Origin of the sequence: uncultured Shewanella sp., from assembly GCF_947495455.1 — a bacterium.
Classification (GTDB): domain Bacteria; phylum Pseudomonadota; class Gammaproteobacteria; order Enterobacterales; family Shewanellaceae; genus Shewanella.
This window is the reverse complement of record NZ_CANLZC010000027.1, coordinates 1-18465: the sequence shown is the minus strand read 5'-3', so window position 1 is coordinate 18465 and position 18465 is coordinate 1. Positions and strand designations below refer to the sequence as shown.

13 protein-coding genes, 1 other RNA gene and 1 CRISPR repeat array are annotated in these 18465 nt (G+C 42.5%); of the genes, 6 read left to right on the top strand and 8 right to left on the bottom strand.

The genetic code is table 11. The annotated features are described in order from the left end of the window. Positions 1-4: 4 nt before the first annotated feature. Positions 5-577: a UPF0149 family protein gene (locus Q0791_RS09555; RefSeq protein ID WP_299005341.1), complete on the bottom strand. Its 573-nt coding sequence runs from the start codon at positions 575-577 to the stop codon at positions 5-7. Positions 578-836: 259 nt separating this feature from the next. Between Q0791_RS09555 and zapA the strand changes: the two genes are divergently transcribed. The 3 genes from zapA to Q0791_RS09540 all read left to right on the top strand — a co-directional run bounded on the left by zapA (position 837) and on the right by Q0791_RS09540 (position 2104). Further along, positions 837-1142 carry a cell division protein ZapA gene (gene zapA, locus Q0791_RS09550; protein WP_299005338.1) on the top strand — a complete coding sequence of 102 codons (306 nt, stop codon included), beginning with the start codon at positions 837-839 and terminating at the stop codon, positions 1140-1142. 72 nt (positions 1143-1214) lie between these two features. After that, a non-coding RNA gene (ssrS, locus tag Q0791_RS09545) (6S RNA) lies at positions 1215-1395 on the top strand. A gap of 67 nt (positions 1396-1462) precedes the next feature. Beyond that, positions 1463-2104 (top strand): 5-formyltetrahydrofolate cyclo-ligase, encoded by a 642-nt coding sequence (locus Q0791_RS09540; protein ID WP_299005335.1) that lies wholly within the window; start codon positions 1463-1465, stop codon positions 2102-2104. Here the strand turns inward: Q0791_RS09540 and Q0791_RS09535 are convergent. The 7 genes from Q0791_RS09535 to Q0791_RS09505 all read right to left on the bottom strand — a co-directional run bounded on the left by Q0791_RS09535 (position 2101) and on the right by Q0791_RS09505 (position 10991). Then, the gene (locus Q0791_RS09535) at positions 2101-3273 is read right to left on the bottom strand and encodes a hypothetical protein (protein WP_299005332.1); all 1173 of its coding nucleotides are present in this window, start codon (positions 3271-3273) and stop codon (positions 2101-2103) included. The two genes, Q0791_RS09540 and Q0791_RS09535, sit on opposite strands and share 4 nt — an antisense overlap. A gap of 252 nt (positions 3274-3525) precedes the next feature. After that, the gene (locus Q0791_RS09530) at positions 3526-4710 is read right to left on the bottom strand and encodes a hypothetical protein (RefSeq protein ID WP_299005330.1); all 1185 of its coding nucleotides are present in this window, start codon (positions 4708-4710) and stop codon (positions 3526-3528) included. 411 nt (positions 4711-5121) lie between these two features. Further along, positions 5122-6312, bottom strand: a complete 1191-nt coding sequence (locus Q0791_RS09525; RefSeq protein WP_299005327.1) for a hypothetical protein — start codon at positions 6310-6312, stop codon at positions 5122-5124. 281 nt (positions 6313-6593) lie between these two features. Next, positions 6594-7808, bottom strand: a complete 1215-nt coding sequence (locus tag Q0791_RS09520) for a hypothetical protein (protein WP_299005324.1) — start codon at positions 7806-7808, stop codon at positions 6594-6596. Positions 7809-8088: 280 nt separating this feature from the next. Beyond that, entirely contained in the window at positions 8089-9471 is a 1383-nt protein-coding gene (locus Q0791_RS09515; RefSeq protein ID WP_299005422.1) for an NAD(P)(+) transhydrogenase (Re/Si-specific) subunit beta, read from the bottom strand. A gap of 30 nt (positions 9472-9501) precedes the next feature. Beyond that, a complete protein-coding gene (locus Q0791_RS09510; RefSeq protein WP_299005321.1) occupies positions 9502-9777 on the bottom strand; it encodes an NAD(P) transhydrogenase subunit alpha in 276 nt (91 codons plus the stop codon). Beyond that, complete coding sequence (locus Q0791_RS09505; RefSeq protein ID WP_299005318.1) at positions 9777-10991, bottom strand: Re/Si-specific NAD(P)(+) transhydrogenase subunit alpha; 1215 nt, start codon at positions 10989-10991, stop codon at positions 9777-9779. Before Q0791_RS09505 ends, Q0791_RS09510 begins: the two co-directional genes overlap by 1 nt. 558 nt (positions 10992-11549) lie before the next feature. On the opposite strand from Q0791_RS09505, the gene Q0791_RS09500 reads away from it, so the two are divergent. From Q0791_RS09500 to Q0791_RS09490, 3 genes are all read left to right on the top strand, one after another. Beyond that, positions 11550-13358, top strand: a complete 1809-nt coding sequence (locus Q0791_RS09500; protein WP_299005315.1) for an assimilatory sulfite reductase (NADPH) flavoprotein subunit — start codon at positions 11550-11552, stop codon at positions 13356-13358. A 108-nt stretch (positions 13359-13466) separates the two neighbouring features. Beyond that, positions 13467-15194 (top strand): assimilatory sulfite reductase (NADPH) hemoprotein subunit, encoded by a 1728-nt coding sequence (gene cysI, locus Q0791_RS09495; protein ID WP_299005312.1) that lies wholly within the window; start codon positions 13467-13469, stop codon positions 15192-15194. Continuing rightward, entirely contained in the window at positions 15187-16035 is an 849-nt protein-coding gene (locus tag Q0791_RS09490; protein WP_299005309.1) for a phosphoadenylyl-sulfate reductase, read from the top strand. The genes cysI and Q0791_RS09490 overlap by 8 nt, the downstream gene beginning before the upstream one ends. Before the next feature lie 1145 nt (positions 16036-17180). Next, positions 17181-18409: a CRISPR direct-repeat array (repeat unit 28 nt; unit sequence GTTCACCGCCACACAGGCGGCTTAGAAA). Positions 18410-18465 lie beyond the last annotated feature (56 nt).

Here is an 18465-nt window from a genome sequence, read left to right as displayed (position 1 = left end):
TAATTTAGTGTAAGGCTGGCTTTTCTTGTTCTGGATCGACTAATTCGGGTCCAAATTCAGAATAACAAAGTAATGCGGCAATGCGGGTAAATTCCAGTAATTCCACATAGGCGGCTTCAGATTCATCATCGTCAATGACATCTATCTCAACTTGTGCGATGTTAGCTAAATCTTGAATGACTTCTTGAACATCTTTAGAGGCTTTATTGAGCTTAGGTTGTATGATGGCAAGTCCCGTTAAAAAGCTTTGAACCCATAAAGATAAGGCCTCGACGCGCTCTGAAAGCGGCTCTTCTTCTTCAGGAAGAATAGGGCTAAAGCCAAAGTCTGGATCCGACAGCCGTGTGACACTGTCTTGATACAGTTCGCTGATCAGGTGTTGTAGTTCTTGAGGTACAGGTTGGCCGTCATTGATGAGTTCAAGCAAAGGTTGGACCCAAGCATCATTTTTTTGATTGATGCCACCACAAATAAGCCCAACTAAGGCACCGTGCACTTCGACGGCTTGTTGGCCGATTTCGGCCGCTTTTAGTGCTGCATGTAAATTATCGATCTGAAAGAAAGGGGAGGTTGCCATATGGGGGGTCCTATCGCTATATTTACTTAATATACCTAGTTTATGCTAGCAGAAGTGGCTGACTCGACCAAGGGGTGGAATCACAAACTTAAGCAAAACCATGACAAAATGCGTTTATTTATTCCATTGTTTTGATACAAGTGGTCATGTAAACAACAATTAATACAATTCATGTGCTTTTAGTATCAGTCTCGTGTTGCACTTTATGTATGAGACCGATATAGTCCGCACAAGTGATGATAAAAGGATCCTTCGCGACATGAGTAGCAAGGCTATCGACATTACCCTAATGGGGCGAACCTACTCTATTGCTTGTCCAGTTGGTCAAGAGGCAGCACTTAGACAAGTTTCGCAACATTTAGAAGCACAATTATCGACATTAAAAGCGAAAACCAATAGCCTTAGTCGTGAAGAAATTGCTATTATGGCAGCCTTAAATATCGGTTATGAATTGCTGGAAGAACAGCAAAAAAGCCAAGATTATCATCAGCAAATCGATGAGAAAATCGGTTTGTTGCAATCAACCATAGAAGATGCGCTTGTTGAACGCTCTGCTAAAAGTTGATGAGTCCTGTCTTGCAGGATAAAAGATAAGTTTATTTGATTGAGCACTGCCTTCAAATAAGCGTTAAAAATTTGCTCCCTGGGATACGCGCTAGCTGGTTATGTCCCTGTGCCGATACTTTTAAATCCAGGGTGAATGTTATGCTGACATTGAGCAAGCTCGGCTCGTATCGAGAAGCCTTAGGAGGCATTCATTTACCCGCCTTGAACCTACGGTTCAAGGGCTACGCCGGTAACGGTATTCTGGGGAGCATCTTAATTTTCGTAAATAACGCCTTTTCATTATCCTTTCTCTATATTTTACTTTGGATAGGGGGTTAAATGGTTAAGTCTTCTCCTCCTGTTGAATATATCAGTGACCCATTGGATTTGATGCATAGCCTTTATTCTTCTAGTGACATCAGAAAAACCATTCGACGCAGGCGCCGCGCTATTTCTTTCGATCGCCAACAGGCAATGAGTCTTAAGGCGAGTCAACTTATTCTGATGCAAGCGCCCATGTTAACGGCTAAACATGTTGCACTTTATTTGAGTCAAGATGGTGAGTTAGACACAAAGCCTTTGATTGAAGCTTTGTGGCAAAAAGGCATTCAAATTTATTTACCCCGCTTGCATCCTTTTTGTTCAGGCCATTTATTGTTTTTGCATTTCCATGAGAATACCCCATTGCTACCAAATCGTTTTGGCATTTTAGAGCCAGCCCTACATGTGACAAATGTGATGCCAATAGAAAATTTGGATGTAATGGTGACGCCACTGGTGGCTTTTGATGTGAATGGCCAACGTGTAGGAATGGGCGGCGGGTATTATGATCGTACCCTCGCTCATTGGAGGGAAAGAAACAAGCCTGTACCTATAGGCTATGCCCATGATTGTCAGCAAGTTTCTCATATTGAGGCACAGCCTTGGGATATGCCTCTACCTTATATTGTGACGCCCACAAAAGTCATATATAACACTTAACTTTCACTTAATAGGGTAAAAGCTTGTGTTGCCAGTACGCCAATGGTCCAGTCGACGCTTGTGCCGTTAATATCATCTACCGGATCAAAGGTTTGGTAAGTGTCATTTAAGCCATAACTGTCTTCTAATAATGCGCCTTGATAGGCGGCGCCCATACAATAATAAGGTAAGTAACTTGTACTGACATCTGGGTAGTCCGCTTGGGCTTGGCTCCAAGTCAATTCGCAAAATAATTCAGCCGCATTTTGCAGCGCCGTTAATGAATAGTCATCGGTAATGCCAAAAAATTCAGCGGAGTTATAATAATTAGACAGTAAATCATAATAGGCAATATTGACCGCATTAGGCGTATCGACAGTAACAGTATTATCTATCATAGTCTTGGCCGCCGTACGGCATTCGGCATAGTTTCCTGCGGCAGTGTCAGTAAAGCCCTTGAGGTTACATGCATCGATTGGTGATAAGTCGGCGATAATGACATTTTGGCCTAGAGGGTAGCTGTATCCTGTAATGGAATACTGAGTATTGGCAATATTAATATTGACGTTAGGGGCGGTATTATCGATATACGCGATTTGTGTTGAGGCGCCACCGATTTCCGCTGAGCCTAATAAGGTACCTTCAAAAGCGTTTTCTAGGTAATTGACGGCGGCCCATCCATAGCTTGCTTCTTCTTCACCGGGAATAGTGCGCACGTCTAATCTTGATTCATTTAATGGAATGTCGTTAGTGGTTAACCAATTTTTTATCCATGTATTAATGTAGGCGTTTTTTGTTGCTTGTTCACTTGCCGGTAAAGCTCGCATACCTGCAGTGGAGTAAAATTGAATGCCATTTAATAAAGGGTTACTGGTACTTCGGCCTTGCTCAATGGATAAGAGGGTAATTGTCTGTGCCAGTTCATCGGTAAAAATCGTGCTTAAATAACTGTTGAGCTCTGTATTTTCAACATCTGCAACCCCTGGTTCCGCTCGATTTTCTGTATTGGTGATGATGTCATATGGCAGGGCGTTTAGCTCATTATATTGATATAAATAGAGTTGAGTCTTAGTACTGCCAGCATCGAGCACGATGCGGTATTGAGTCTGGTTATTGTTGTCATTACAAGCCGTAAGCATCAATAGCAGTAGTATTAAACATGAAACCTTGTATTCAGTCAGTAAACGCATTTTTTTTCCCAGTTTGTGTTTATTTTGTTAATAAAAGATAGTTCAATAAGTTGGCGTTGGCAGGCAAGGTTAAGACCAGATGATTGGTATTAGCTTAATGGAATAGGACATGGATTATTTTTGAAGTTTAATAGGCTCTTGTCATTATGGCCTATTAACATAAGAGTAACGATTAGAGGAATGTTCGCTCTTTCAGTTCGATTAAAAACTCAACCGTGATGAAAATTGCAAGAATTTGACTCGCATTATGGCTCAATAGACTTCTTGATATTGTTTGGTGAGGAGCACGCCCAGGGGCCAAACGATTTCTTTATGATCAAATTCATTCACTGGATTGAGTTGTCGAGGCTCAGTAATATGATAATGGGAATTTAATAGTGTCGATTGGTAGGCCGCCCCCAAGCAATAATTGGCTAAGTAGTCTTGGTTTATATTATGGTATTCGGCTTTAGCCGTTTCCCAATGCAAATTGCAAAATTTCTCAGCTTGGCTTTCCAGTGCATTTAATGAGTAGTTATTTTCTATACCAAAGAAGCGCGCCGTATAATAGAAGTTAGACAACAAGTTATAGTGGGAGACATCGGCAGCATTGGGTACAGGAATATTAACTTGTTTACGCAGTAATCTTTTAAGTTGTGCTTTGCAACTAAAATAATCGCCATTAGAAGTATTGGTATAACCTCTTAGAAAGCAAGCATCTAGCTTTGCTAATTTTTCAGCAACAACTTCTTGTCCCATAAGGAAACCTTTACTGGTTAATGGGTATTGTGTATTGCCTACAGTAACATTCACATTGGCTAAATTAGGATCTAAATAGGTAATTTGAGAAGATATTGGACCAAGTTTTGCAACGCCAGACGGCGCGCCTTTGAAAGAGTTTTCTGCGTAGTTTGTCGCAACCCAAGTATAAGCTCCCTCTTCACTATCTGATAGTGTTCTACTTTCAATTTGTTGGGGTTCGATTTTGAGATTATACCTGCGAACCCAATGGGTGAGCCAGAGTTTAATGAAGGTGTTTTTAGACTGACATTCTTGTGGTGACAGTAAGCGCATGCCCTCGGTTGAATAAAATTGAATATGAGTGAATACATTTGAATGACTTTTTGAGTTAGTCATTAACTGTCGCAGTTGCTCGGCAAGTTTGGGGGTGAAAAGGGTATCAAGGTAATCGCTAAGCTCTAGGATGGGAACATCGGCGACACCTGGATAGTGGACCTTTCTACTGAGAGTGTGAATATTCGTTGGTGTATCGTTATATTTGGAGTATTGATATAAAAAAAACTTTGTTTTGTTTTTTCCGGCATCAAGCACAATTGTATATTGTGTTGTGTTTTCACTTTTTTGTTGAAGATCGACAGAGTCTACTGCATAAGCATTTGAGTATGCACCAATAAAGAGTAAGCTTAATATGATGGCGATAAATTTAGTATATTGCATTCACTCTTGTTCCGTTGGATTTATTATTATTCCTGAGAGGTTAGCATTCATTAGGCGATTATTGCTTAATATCACCTGTCCATGTGTGTAAAGTTAACCTTTGTAATGCCTGTTTAGTGTCATTTTGCCTTTTGAAAATTCATTTTGAACCTTGCGATTGTGTGTTTTCATCCTGCTTTCATTTCCCTTATTGACAATGCATTAATGATCCATTGCACTATTGAATGACAAAACTGCATCTTATTTGAAAATATGGATTTTCAATATGGGGTCAACACCTGATTTAGCGTTAAGTGAGTTAGCAATAAGTCGTATGAGATCAGACAGAAGCGGTAGAATGAGGAGGGGGTATTGTCAACGAATGATAAGACTAAAGGCAGGTGTATTGACCTGCCTTTGAGGTAGTGGGTTTTATTCTTGGTATTTTTGGGTGATCAGCAGTCCCATAGGCCAAGAGATTTTGGTGTCATTCACCTTTTGTATGGGGTGAAATTCATGTTTATCACTTAAATGGTAATTATCTTCTAATAAGGCGCCTTGAAAGGCGGCCATCATGCAATAACTTTCCATCTCTTCAGGATCGTGATTAGGGTACTTGCCTTTGGCTGCTTCCCAATCTAGGCTACAAAAAATATCGGCTTTGTCTTGCAAACGTTTAAAGGAATAATTGGTTTTGATATCAAAAAAGTGGGCATGATAGTAAAAGCCCGCAAATAAGCCAAATTCGTTCACATATTGATTGCCTTGAAACGTCTCGCCTATTTTTTTAGTAATAACGTTTTTAGCGGCTTCACGGCATGAGGTATAGTCCCCCCTAGCGCTATCATTGTAACCAAGTAAATGGCATTCATCGATATTTTGCAATGCCGCCTTTACAACATTACGCCCTAAAGGATAGCTTTGGCTATAAATAGGGTAGTCTTTGCCGCCAATGGTAATGTTGGCATTGTTGAGGTTAACGTCTTGGTAAGCAATTTGTGTTGAAGCGCCGCCGAACTCTAATATGCCATCGAGCTCACTTTTAAATTGATGATTAATATAGTTATAGGCAGCCCAAGAATAAGCGCCTTCTTCTTTACCGGAAACGGTTTTGACCTCAATGTTATCTGTTAAGTGAACATCTTTATCTTTTACCCATTTGGTGAGCCAAGTATCGATAGCCGTATTTTTCTCTGCACGCTCGCTATAACTTAAGTCGCGCATGCCAGCGGTTGAATAGAACTGGATCCCTTGAATGAGTTTTGGCATGGCACTATTGTGCTTTTTAGAGGCCTTTTTAATTTTTTCAATCAAGTCATCATTAAACATTTTGCTTAAATAAGTGGGGATTTGACTGGTTTGTATTTCAGCAATTCCAGGGCTTTGAGTCGTAAAGCTAATAATCTCAATCTTAGTTGCCAGCTCCTTGTTTTCGCTCTCGTACTCATAAAAGTAAAGTGACGTTTTAGAACTACCTGCATCGACAATAATGTGGTGATGTAGATTTTCCGCTTGTTCGTTTTTACCGTCTTTTTTACCTTTTCCATGTATATCGTTTAATGCTCCGTCACACCCAAGTAATAAAAAGGGCAACAACAATAAACTGTAAACTCGTAAACGCATCTTGTATCAAATTCCATTAAGTGGATAAAAATGAAGCGCGAGCCTAACATAGCTCTTTTAAAAAAGATGCTTGCCATGCTAAAAGTGCGTTTGAGTGCATATTTTGACTAAAGAATGGTGTATCGGTGTTAAACTTTAGTTTTAATTGGTGTTGATAATCAATGATTTAAGTGTTATTAAGCGTTTAAGCTTAAAGGCGGGATTGAGTGAGGCTTGCATGTTCAAGCTTTACTTCTTGAACATGCATGTTGAAGTATCAAAAGGGTAACATGTGGCTGTGATTATTGCAGCGTGTTTGGCTGCTTGGCACGGGCGACATAGTCACTTCTTTGTTGGTAATCTTGAGTGAGGAGTACGCCAACAGGCCATGACACTTCTAATGAGCTTGACTCGTTGATCGGGGTAAATTTTTGTTTATCGGTTAGATGGTAACCTTCATCCAATATGGCAGTTTGGTAGGCCGCAGCCATACAATAATTGGCTAAATAGGCTTTATTGACATGACTGTATTGGCTTTGAACATTTTGCCAACTAAGGCTGCAAAATTGAGAGGCTTTAGAGGCTAATTGACTGATAGAATATTGGTTCTCAAGATCAAAAAATTGTGCTGTATAGTAAAAATTCGATAACAAGCCATAACGGTGAATATTAGCTGCGTGATTTAACGCTAATTGTGGCTCATTTTCAATGAGTTTGACCGCTTGATGATGACACATGGCAAAGTTACCTTTGGCTGTATCATTGATCCCGCTAAGTTGACAAACATCCAGTTTTGAGAGTTTTTTAGCGATCAGATCTTGCCCAAGCATATGACTTTCACTACTAAGGGCATAGCTTTTGCCGCCAACGCTAATGGTAATATTGTTATGTTGTTGATCGAGAAAGGTGATTTGCATGGAAGCGCCGCCAAGCTCTAATATTCCGCTGGTTTGGCGAGTGAAGTTATCTTCTACATAGTTAAAGGCCGCCCATGCATAAGCGCCTTCTTCAGCGCCGGAAATAGTACGAACATCAATATTTTTATCGTCAAATTCAATATGATTATTGGCGATCCATTGGGTGATCCAGTCCCTTACGGCTTGATTTTTAGCTTCGCGATCGGCATTTGAAATTAATCGCATACCTGCTGTGGAGTATACTTGGATTTGTTCCAGCAAGCTGTTAGCGGCATCTTCTTGCTCTGCTTGTGATAGCTGTTGTAATTGTGATGCCAGTTCTTTTGTAAAAAGCTGGCTTAAGTAATCATTGACTTCATCCAATGAAATCGCCGCTAACCCAGGTGTTTGCTTTTTTTCGAGTAAAGTTTCAATATGCTGAGGAGTTTGTTTTCCTTGTGTCTCATACTGATAAAAATAGAGCTTAGTTTTGCTGCTGCCTGCGTCTAATACAATTCGGTGGTGGCTTAATGCCTCATCCGTTTTTGGCGTGGGGTAAAAACTACAGGCTTGTAGCGTCAGCAGACTCGCGATGAGCACAGAAAATCTTGATTTGGTCATGAAAAACAGAATCTTTGATAATGAAAATAAATGCGCACCCTAGCATAGGGCTTTGATAAGGCAAACACTGGACAATAAATATTAAATTAATGCATTTTTTCAGTGGGTTATTTGTAATTAAAGGGTTTGGTATGTTTGTGTTTTTGCTTTTAATGTTGGCAATTTTTAACGCTTTTGTTGTTTTTGTTGAGTGACCTCTTCAAAAGAAGACAACTTACAGACTCATCTGTAAGTTGTCGTTGATAGCCGTGACAGTTAAATCCCCAGTCACGGTTAATAACTAATCTGCCTCTTTGAGGCTTTGGGTCAGTTCGACAATGGCTTTTTTACCATCTCCAAATAACATTAATGCATTATCCATAGCAAATAAGGGGTTAGGTAAGCCTGCAAATCCTGGGCTGAGGGAGCGTTTGACAATAACAACGCTACGTGCCTTATCTACATTGAGAATAGGCATGCCGTAAATGGGGCTGCCTTTATCTTCTCGTGCCATGGGATTTGTGACATCATTTGCACCAATAACGATGGCCACATCCGTTTGCTCAAATTGAGGATTAATGTCATCCATTTCAATCAGCTGTTCATAAGGGACTTCGGCTTCAGCCAATAACACATTCATGTGTCCAGGCATACGGCCCGCTACGGGATGAATGCCATAGAGGACTTGTGTACCGCGACCTTCAAGTATATTGGCTAAATCACGCACCGCATGTTGGGCTTGCGCCATAGCAAGGCCGTAGCCAGGTACAATTATCACGCGTTCGGCCGTTTCTAACATCATGGCAATTTCTTCTGGTGACGAGGATTTGACTTTTCCGGCATAAATTTCATCAGCATCTATGCTGTCGCCACCTTCTGCCATAACACCAAATAACACGTTAAATAACGAACGGTTCATGGCCTTGCACATGATTTGTGTCAGAATAATGCCTGATGCACCCACCAGAGCGCCAGAGACGATCAATACCGTATTACCTGTAATAAAACCTGTGGTGGCGGCCGCAATTCCCGAGTAAGAATTGAGTAATGCGATGACCACTGGCATATCGGCGCCGCCTATGGGTAAGACTAATAGGACGCCAAGCAATAAGGTAATAATGATAAGCAGATAGATTAAGATCGAGTCGTTGGGATGTTCCACTATCATGATGGACAAAATGATGGCTGCTATCAGTAATAGACCATTAAGTAATTTATTGGCGGGTATGGCGATGGGGTGACTTGCAATCAGCTCTTGCAGTTTGGCAAAGGCCACAAAGGATCCCGATAAAGTGACGCTACCAATAATGATGGTTGCGGCAATCGAGATTAAGGCGACAGTGTGGGTGGCCGATTGTGGATCTAAAAAATTCGCCAGTGCAATTAATAAGGATGCACCGCCGCCAAATCCATTTAGCATGGCCACTAATTGTGGCATAGCTGTAACTTGAATTTTCGTGGCTAATATTGCACCAATGGCGCCGCCGATAATAACGCCAGCAATGATCCATTGATAACTTAAAATACTTTGATCAAATAAGGTGACAATAACGGCAATAAACATGCCTAAAGCAGAGAGTTGATTGCCTCTTACAGCAGTGCGAGGTTTAGTGAGGCCCTTAATGCCTAAAATAAATAATACGGCTGCGACTAAATAAGCGAGGTAAATAATGCTGGTACTCATCATAATGAAAGCTGTCCTTATTTTGCGTTCTTATTTGCGTTTAAACATGGCAAGCATGCGATTGGTGACCATGTAACCGCCCACAACATTAATCGTGGCCATAACGACGGCAATGAAACCGAAAATATTGACCCATATTCCTGCTCCTGATCCTGCTGAGAGTAAGGCGCCCACTAAAGTGATCCCTGAAATGGCATTTGAACCCGACATTAACGGTGTATGTAAGGTGGGTGGCACCTTAGTGATCAGCTCAACACCAAGAAAGATAGCAATAACAAATACGGTTAATAAAAGTAAAATATCCATTAATCTGCTTCCTTATGGGTTGTGGTGTCGTTATCAAGGGGTTTGGCTTTATCATCGAGTGTGGCGCGAGCTGGAAGGTTAAGGACGTCCCTAAGCCTGGGGCTAATGATGTCACCTTGATGAGTGACTAAGGTGTCTTTGAGGATCTCATCTTCAAGATCAAGGGTTAGCACACCTTCTTTATTTATTATCAGATTGAGTAAATGTTCGATATTGGTGCCAAACATTTGGCTGGCATGGGTGGCGGCGAGGCTGGCTATATTACTGGGACCTATGATAGTAACGCCATTATGATTGACTTCTTTATTGAGCTCAGTGAGTTCACAATTACCACCCGTTTCAGCAGCCAAATCGACAATAATACTGCCATTTTTCATACTGTTGACCATATCTTTAGTGATCAATATGGGAGCGGTACGTCCAGGAATAGCTGCGGTGGTAATAATGATATCTTGCTGAGCCAGTATATGGGTCATGGCCTGTTGCTGACGCTTTAAAAAGTCATCACTTTGCTCAGTTGCATAGCCGCCTTTGGTCTCGGTATTGTCGGTTTCAAGATCCAGCTCAACGGGTTTGGCACCGACCGAAATGATTTGCTCGCGAGCGGCAGGACGAATATCGTAAGCCTCTACCACAGCACCTAATCGTTTGGCTGTGGCGCAGGCCTGTAATCCGGCGACGCCCACGCCCATAATAAGCGCGCGGCTGGGTTTAAGTGTGCCGGCGGCCGTCATCATCATAGGAAATAAACGCGGTGCTTTATAAGCGGCCAAGAGGACAGCTTTATAACCCGCAATGGTGGCCATGGAGGACAAAACATCCATACTTTGCGCGCGAGTGATCCTAGGTACCAGTTCCAGTGCAATGGCACTGGCTCCAATGCTAACAAGGCGTTGTGCATGCTTAGGGTGGGCGAGAGGATCCATCATACCAATCAATAATTGCGAGCTTTTGAGCTGACTTGTGAGTTCCTCCAGTGGTTTCCCTTTTGCATTGACGACGATAATAATATCAGCTTGAGTAATAATAGTGTGTCGATCGTGAATGCTGGCACCTGCATTGAGATAGTCTTCATCCACAAAACCCGCATGACTTCCCGCGTTTGATTCAATCATTATTTCGAGGTTTTTTTTCATTAGACGTGCCACGTTTGCCGGAATAAGTGCGACGCGTTTTTCGTCGAAATGATGTTCTTTTAATAGGCCTATTTTCAAAAGGATCACCTGTGCGTGAAAAGTTAAGTGTCGAAAATTAAGGAATACAAGAAGATCCCTAAGTCGTTTCTTAATCTGCTATTTGTCACTGAGTCGATAAATCAAAGTCACTTCAAGGAGCTTAAATATTGAGTGCGCTTTACTTGACAGAGTGTTGTGAGTATCAATTTACTTTATATTAATTAATTCAATCTAATACACCTTCCTTGTACGTGTGTTAATACCAATGTGTTTTGCTTAAACTTAGCTGGAAATGAATATTGTTCGTCAGAGTAAAAAGCGCATTTAACCATTTATATGAGCGCTGATTACGCCGCATTGAGTCTGGCTAGGTAGATAAAGACGCCTTTTCCTTGTGCTTATTTCAGTAAAATAAAAGTGTAAACAGGACACTTATCACTTGCATTGACGAGGTGCTTTTTATTTGTTGTTATGTTGTAGCTTAATTTTTGCACTTTGTATATTCCAAAATGGAATTAAAAATCAACTTTTATTCTTTTTTACTTTTGAACGCAACGGCTAAGCTAGTCAGCATTAAACTGATCTAGGGCCGTTTTCATGTTGTTAAAAGAGCTTTCATCACTGACTTCTCCGTTGTCGGAAGCACAAACTGAGAAATTAAAACAACTCACCTCTGAGTTAAATGCCGTACAACTCGCGTGGGTGAGTGGCTATCTATCTGCTACTGCAGAGCAAGGGGCACAAGGGCAATCAGGACTGACACTCAGCGCTGAAAGTCAGCCAGCTCAAACAATAACAGTACTTTATGGTAGTCAAACGGGTAATGGTCGTGGTGTGGCGTCTGAATTAGCCGCTAAAGCGCAAGCTTTAGGTTATGGGGTTAATTTGGTGTCGATGGGCGATTACAAAGTTCGTCAATTAAAACAAGAAACCTTATTATTGGCTGTGGTGAGCACCCATGGTGAAGGCGATGCGCCGGACGATGCCATAGAACTGCATAAATTTCTTTCTTCTAAACGCGCCCCGAAATTGGATAATTTGCATTTCTCTGTGTTGGCACTGGGGGACTCTAGTTATGAGTTTTTCTGCCAAACTGGCAAAGATTTTAATGATAAGTTTACCGCACTTGGCGCCAAAGCCTTATTGCCTATGGTCGAATGCGATGTGGATTATGAAGCGGCCGCTGAGCAGTGGCAAACCGAGGTGTTAGAGGCGGTTAAACCTTTTATTCAAAATGAGGCTTCTGCCAGTATTGTGCCTTTTGCGGGTGGCAGCGCCATCAGTGCGGCGAATAGCGGTTTTACTAAGCAAAATCCTTTTACCGCTGAAGTCTTAGTGAGCCAAAAGTTGACAGGACGCGATTCCGACAGGGATGTGCGTCATGTTGAAATTGAGCTAGGTGAGTCAGGTATTCAATATCAAGTGGGTGATGCTTTAGGGGTGTGGTTTACCAATAACGAGCGTCTCGTCGATGACATTCTGGCAAAATTGTCGCTTAATGCAAGCGAGGAAGTAATCTTAGCTGACAAGCGCTTAACATTAAAGCAAGCCTTGATAGACAATAAAGAGTTAACCCAACTGAACCCTAATACCGTTAAAGCATGGGCAGGGTTAAGTCAAAATGCGACCTTATTGGCTTTGTGTGAAGATAAAGCCCAGCTTCGTCAATATGTGATCAATCATCAAGTCATCGATCTGATCAGTCAATATCCCGCAACTGTGACGGCCGCTGAGTTTGTTGATTTACTTCGTGGGATCACACCCCGTTTATATTCCATTGCTTCCAGTCAAAGTGAAGTGGAAAGTGAAGTGCATTTAACGGTAGCGCTGGTGGAAGAAGAACATGATGGCGAAACCCGCTTCGGTGGTGCGTCACAGTTTTTAGCCTCTGCGGAAGAAGGCACACAAGTGAAGGTTTATGTTGAGCCAAACAATCATTTCCGCTTACCCAGTAACCCTGACACGCCTGTGATCATGATAGGTCCTGGTACTGGCGTTGCGCCCTTTAGAGCTTTCATGCAAGAGCGCGCCGCGCAAGGCGTATCGGGTAATAGCTGGCTCTTTTTCGGTAACCCTCACTTTGAGCAAGATTTTCTATATCAAGTGGAATGGCAGCAATATTTAAAAGCAGGCGAATTAACGCGCTTAGATTTAGCCTTTTCTCGTGATCAGGCCCATAAAATCTATGTTCAACACAGAATTACAGAACAAGGCGCCGATTTATGGCAATGGCTGAATGAAGGCGCTCACTTGTATATTTGTGGTGATGCAGAGCGAATGGCTAAAGATGTTCATCAAGCTCTCATAGAAGTGGCGATGACTCACGGCGAGCTCAGCCTTGAGCAAGCAAATGCGTATTTTGAGACCTTGCGCACTGACAAGCGTTACCAAAAAGATGTTTACTGATCCGCTTTTATAACATGTCAGTTACGTATAAGAACGAAAAATAACGCATATAAAGATGGCTGTGACATTAAGCGCAGCCCGAATAAATTTAAGAGTGAGACGAGAGCCATGAGTGATAAAAAGAGCGATGAAAAAGCGGCAACAAAGGATAAAAAATTAGCGGTTAATGAGTATTTAAAAACAGACAGTGATTACTTGCGCGGTACCATTAAACAGGGATTAGGGACAGCAGTGACCGGCTCTTTTAGTGACGGCGATCAGCAACTCATTAAATTTCATGGTTTCTATCAGCAAGATGATCGTGATTTACGCAATGAGCGTAAAGAACAAAAGCTTGAACCTTTATACAGCTTCATGCTACGAGCTCGTGTGCCAGGCGGTGTGTGTACCACACGTCAATGGTTAGGTGTGGATAAAATTGCATCAGAGTTGACCAGCTCAAACAGCATTCGATTAACCACAAGACAAACCTTTCAGTATCACGGTATTCCAAAGCGTAATTTAAAAACCATTATCAGAGATTTAGACCGTGAAGCCCTCGATTCTATCGCCGCTTGTGGTGATGTGAACCGTAACGTGATGTGTAACCCAAATCCAGTGGAATCTAAGTTACACGCTCAGGCTTATGAATGGGCTAAAAAGCTATCAGATAACATGCTGCCACACACTAAAGCTTATGCTGAGATTTGGTTAGATGATGAAAAGATCATTAGCACTAAAGATGATGCTGAGCCTGTGTATGGTGAAACTTATTTACCTCGTAAGTTTAAGATGGCCGTGGCCGTACCGCCGGATAATGACGTGGATGTGTACACCAATGATTTAGGTTTTATTGCCGTTGCCGAAGAGGGCGAGCTTGTGGGCTTTAACTTAGTGGCGGGCGGTGGCATGGGATCGACCCATGGTGAAGTCGAAACCTTTCCGCGTCTTGCCGACGACTTTGGTTTTATTAAGCTTGAAGATACGCTGAAATTTGCCGAAGCGGTGATGACAGTACAACGTGACTGGGGTAATCGTGTTAACCGTAAGCGTGCCCGTTTGAAATACACGATAGTCGATCATGGTTATGATGCCTTTAAAGCGGAATTAGAAAAACGCACCGGCGTGGCGTTTGAGCCAAAACGTGACGTAGTGATAGGTGATCGCGGCGATCGTTATGGTTGGATAAAAGGCGTAGACAATGACTGGCATTTAACTTTATTCATCGAAGGTGGCCGTATCAAAGACATGCCGGGTCAGCATTTACAAACTGGTATGCGAGAAATCGCTAAAGTCCACAAAGGCGATTTTAGAATGACCTCTAACCAGAATGTCATTATTGCCGGAGTACATGAAAACGATAAAGCCCAAATTGAAGCCTTGGCACGCCAGCATGGCTTAATGGGCAGACTCATCAGTGACACGCGTGGTCACTCTATTGCTTGTGTGGCATTGCCGACTTGTGCTTTAGCGATGGCCGAGGCCGAGCGTTATTTTCCTGACTTTTTAACTAAAGTGGAAAGCTTACAAGAAAAACACGGCATTTTGGATCAAGCTATCGTTATTCGTATGACAGGTTGCCCCAATGGTTGTGCCCGCCCATTTGCCGCTGAAATTGGGTTAGTGGGTAAGGCGCCTGGGCGTTATAACTTGTATTTAGGGGCCAGTTTTGAGGGGACCCGATTGAACAAATTACACAAAGAGAACATTCAAGAAGCTGAAATCATGGCGGAATTGGATAGCTTGTTTGGTCGTTATGCGGCCGAGAAAAAAGCAGGCGAAACCTTTGGTAATTTCACGGTTCGAGTCGGGGTGGTTAAAGCCGTTCATGATGCAGCAAAGGAATTCCATGGTTGAGAATATTAGCAAGGCTGTTCACAAGCGCATAGAGCAGACTTTAGAGCAAGGTTTAGATCACAGTCTAGAACAGAGTTTAGAGCAGAGTCTAGGGGATAGCCCTGTGACTAAAGATGAACTAACGGCATTACTAGACTCACCTAAGGTTGAGCAGGCTGCGGTGCTTGAGCGAGTGAATGCTTATTTAGCCTCATTAAATGCGAAAAAACGCGTGGCATGGGCCTTGGCATTTTTGCCTAACACCCATGCATTATCGTCTAGCTTTGGGATTCAGTCGGCGGTGATGCTGCATTTAGTGAGTCGCCAAAAAGCGGATATTCCAGTAATTTTAACCGATACGCAATACCTCTTTCCTGAGACCTATCGCTTTATCGATGAAATGACTGAACGCCTAAAGCTAAATTTAAAAACCTATACCGCTCCTTACAGCGCGGCTTGGCAAAAGGCACGTTACGGGAATTTGTGGGAGCAAGGACTCGATGGTCTGGATCGTTATAACAAGATCAATAAAGTTGAGCCTATGCAACAAGCCATGAAAGAGCTCCAAGTGGGCACTTGGTTTGCAGGATTACGTCACAGTCAGTCAAGCACTCGCGAAGCTTTGCCCATTTTAGCGATAACGGGAGGCCGATATAAGATCTTGCCTATTGTCGAATGGACGAATAAGGATGTTCATGAGTATTTAACAGAGCACGAGTTGCCTTATCACCCCCTTTGGGAGCAAGGTTATGTGTCGGTAGGCGATACCCATTCAAGCAAGCCACTCGAGCTGGGCATGAGCGAAGAAGAGACGCGTTTTAATGGGCTTAAGCGTGAGTGTGGTTTGCACTACGATATCTAGTTTTTTGCGCTAGAGGGTTAGCGCAAAAGTTAACATTATTAGTTTGCCTTTAGCCATACTCGTTATCAGAGAGTATGCTTTAAATTATCACTTCATTGTTGTTAATTGCCTGCCGCAGGCTTCTGTGTAGGCACTTTTATGACTCGCTGTGAACCCATCCTTGGGAGCTCTACGAAAAAGTCCTTTTTTCGAAGGTCATAACTGCGCCTACACCTAGTCTTAAAAGCAAAGTCGTGGAGTAAACTCCGCGGCGGCTCTTGTATTGGTATAAAGCGCCATCAGCTTCCTTGAGGGCTCTGAGTATGAGTCTTTGTCAGCAACGCCATTAATATTACAGAATAAGTGCTCAAATCGCTAAAGGGCAAGTGGTTGCTTAAGTTTGACCTTGCTTGGAAAATAGAAAGAGTGTTGGCACTTAGCCACTAGCCACTTAGTTTCATTAATATTAGTCTCATTGACTGGAGTCAACTTCGAGACTCAGCTTACGTGCCACCTTGTCGCCTTGTCTAAGCACTTTATACTTGTCGCCTTGTCTAAGCACTTTATATAAGCTGAAGTCAGCGATGCTATAAATAATTGTATGATTATAGATAGAAATTAATGAGAACCAGCCTCAACGGCGATTGAGTGCACATTAGCAATCAACGGCGATTGAATGAGAACCAGCCTCAATGGCAATTGAATGAGTATTAGCCGCTGCTCATTTTACTTAGGTAAACGCCGCGGCTCTTGTTTACAAAGACCAATCCAATCGTTTGGAGGCAAGTGGCTACTTGGACTTGCTCATAGCAGTTACATCATGGTGCTCGTCTTGAAACCGACACTCACACTTGTATTCACACAATGTTTAACGCTGAAAGCAATCAAATAAGTTTTAACAGTTGTAGTTGTGGGCTGTTTGAAGTGGAGTGATTCCTATATAGCTACCTACATTCTATTTTTTGAGTGCTTATTCATTGCATTTTTAAGCCCATGCCGCGTATAGTCAGTTGTTAACTTTTACCCCTTTTTTTACCCTTGTTTTTTCGCTCTTTAACAACTCGATTAAAAATCAATAAGTTACATTGTAGTGATTTTAACAAGGGTAAAATACGAATTTTACGCTAACTGATTGCCATTCAATATTTTTTTGTTACACTGGCATAGTTCACCGCCACACAGGCGGCTTAGAAAATGACCCAATATCTCCATGCCAAACCAACGTTGTTCACCGCCACACAGGCGGCTTAGAAAACTATCTGAATTTTTTGGGATTTGTTTCAAAAGTTCACCGCCACACAGGCGGCTTAGAAAAGGTTGAAAATCTTTTACTTTGCCAATGGTGAGTTCACCGCCACACAGGCGGCTTAGAAATATCTTGAAAATCCCATAGGGGCTTTTCGCCGGTTCACCGCCACACAGGCGGCTTAGAAACATGTCTTGCATTGTTGCGATTTCATCATACAGTTCACCGCCACACAGGCGGCTTAGAAATCACAATGCGCTTGAGCTGGAACATAACATAAGTTCACCGCCACACAGGCGGCTTAGAAAAGTGATAATAGTGCTTATCACTGGCCGTTTTAGTTCACCGCCACACAGGCGGCTTAGAAAGCTAATGTACTGTTTATGTATAACATTTTCAGGTTCACCGCCACACAGGCGGCTTAGAAATTAAGTGTTCAGGTAACGCATTCGGGTTAGGTTGTTCACCGCCACACAGGCGGCTTAGAAATCAAGAGCCTCAAGGGGATGAACGAGACTGTAGTTCACCGCCACACAGGCGGCTTAGAAACCCACCACCCAGCGGTGATAATCGTTCTAGGCGTTCACCGCCACACAGGCGGCTTAGAAAAACCTGTACCAAATGAGCACAAAACATTATTCGTTCACCGCCACACAGGCGGCTTAGAAATTGTGATGTATACAAGGATGATGTGATGTACAGTTCACCGCCACACAGGCGGCTTAGAAACGATTGTGGAAATTAATCCTGGTAATGTCGTTGTTCACCGCCACACAGGCGGCTTAGAAAATTCCGCCGTGACTATTAATATCTAAAATAATGTTCACCGCCACACAGGCGGCTTAGAAAACTTTTGTATTTCGTGCAAATAATCAGTTGAAGTTCACCGCCACACAGGCGGCTTAGAAAGTTAACTCCAATGCCTAAAACAGATATTTTTCGTTCACCGCCACACAGGCGGCTTAGAAAACTGCAACGGTGGGCAGTAAATTATCTGATTAGTTCACCGCCACACAGGCGGCTTAGAAAAAAATTCGGAATATAATATTTATTACCTCCTCGTTCACCGCCACACAGGCGGCTTAGAAAATAAGCTCGGCTTGATACTGCATTTCAGCGATGTTCACTGCCACACAGGCGGCTTAGAAAATAAGCTCGGCTTGATACTGCATTTCAGCGATGTTCACTGCCACACAGGCGGCTTA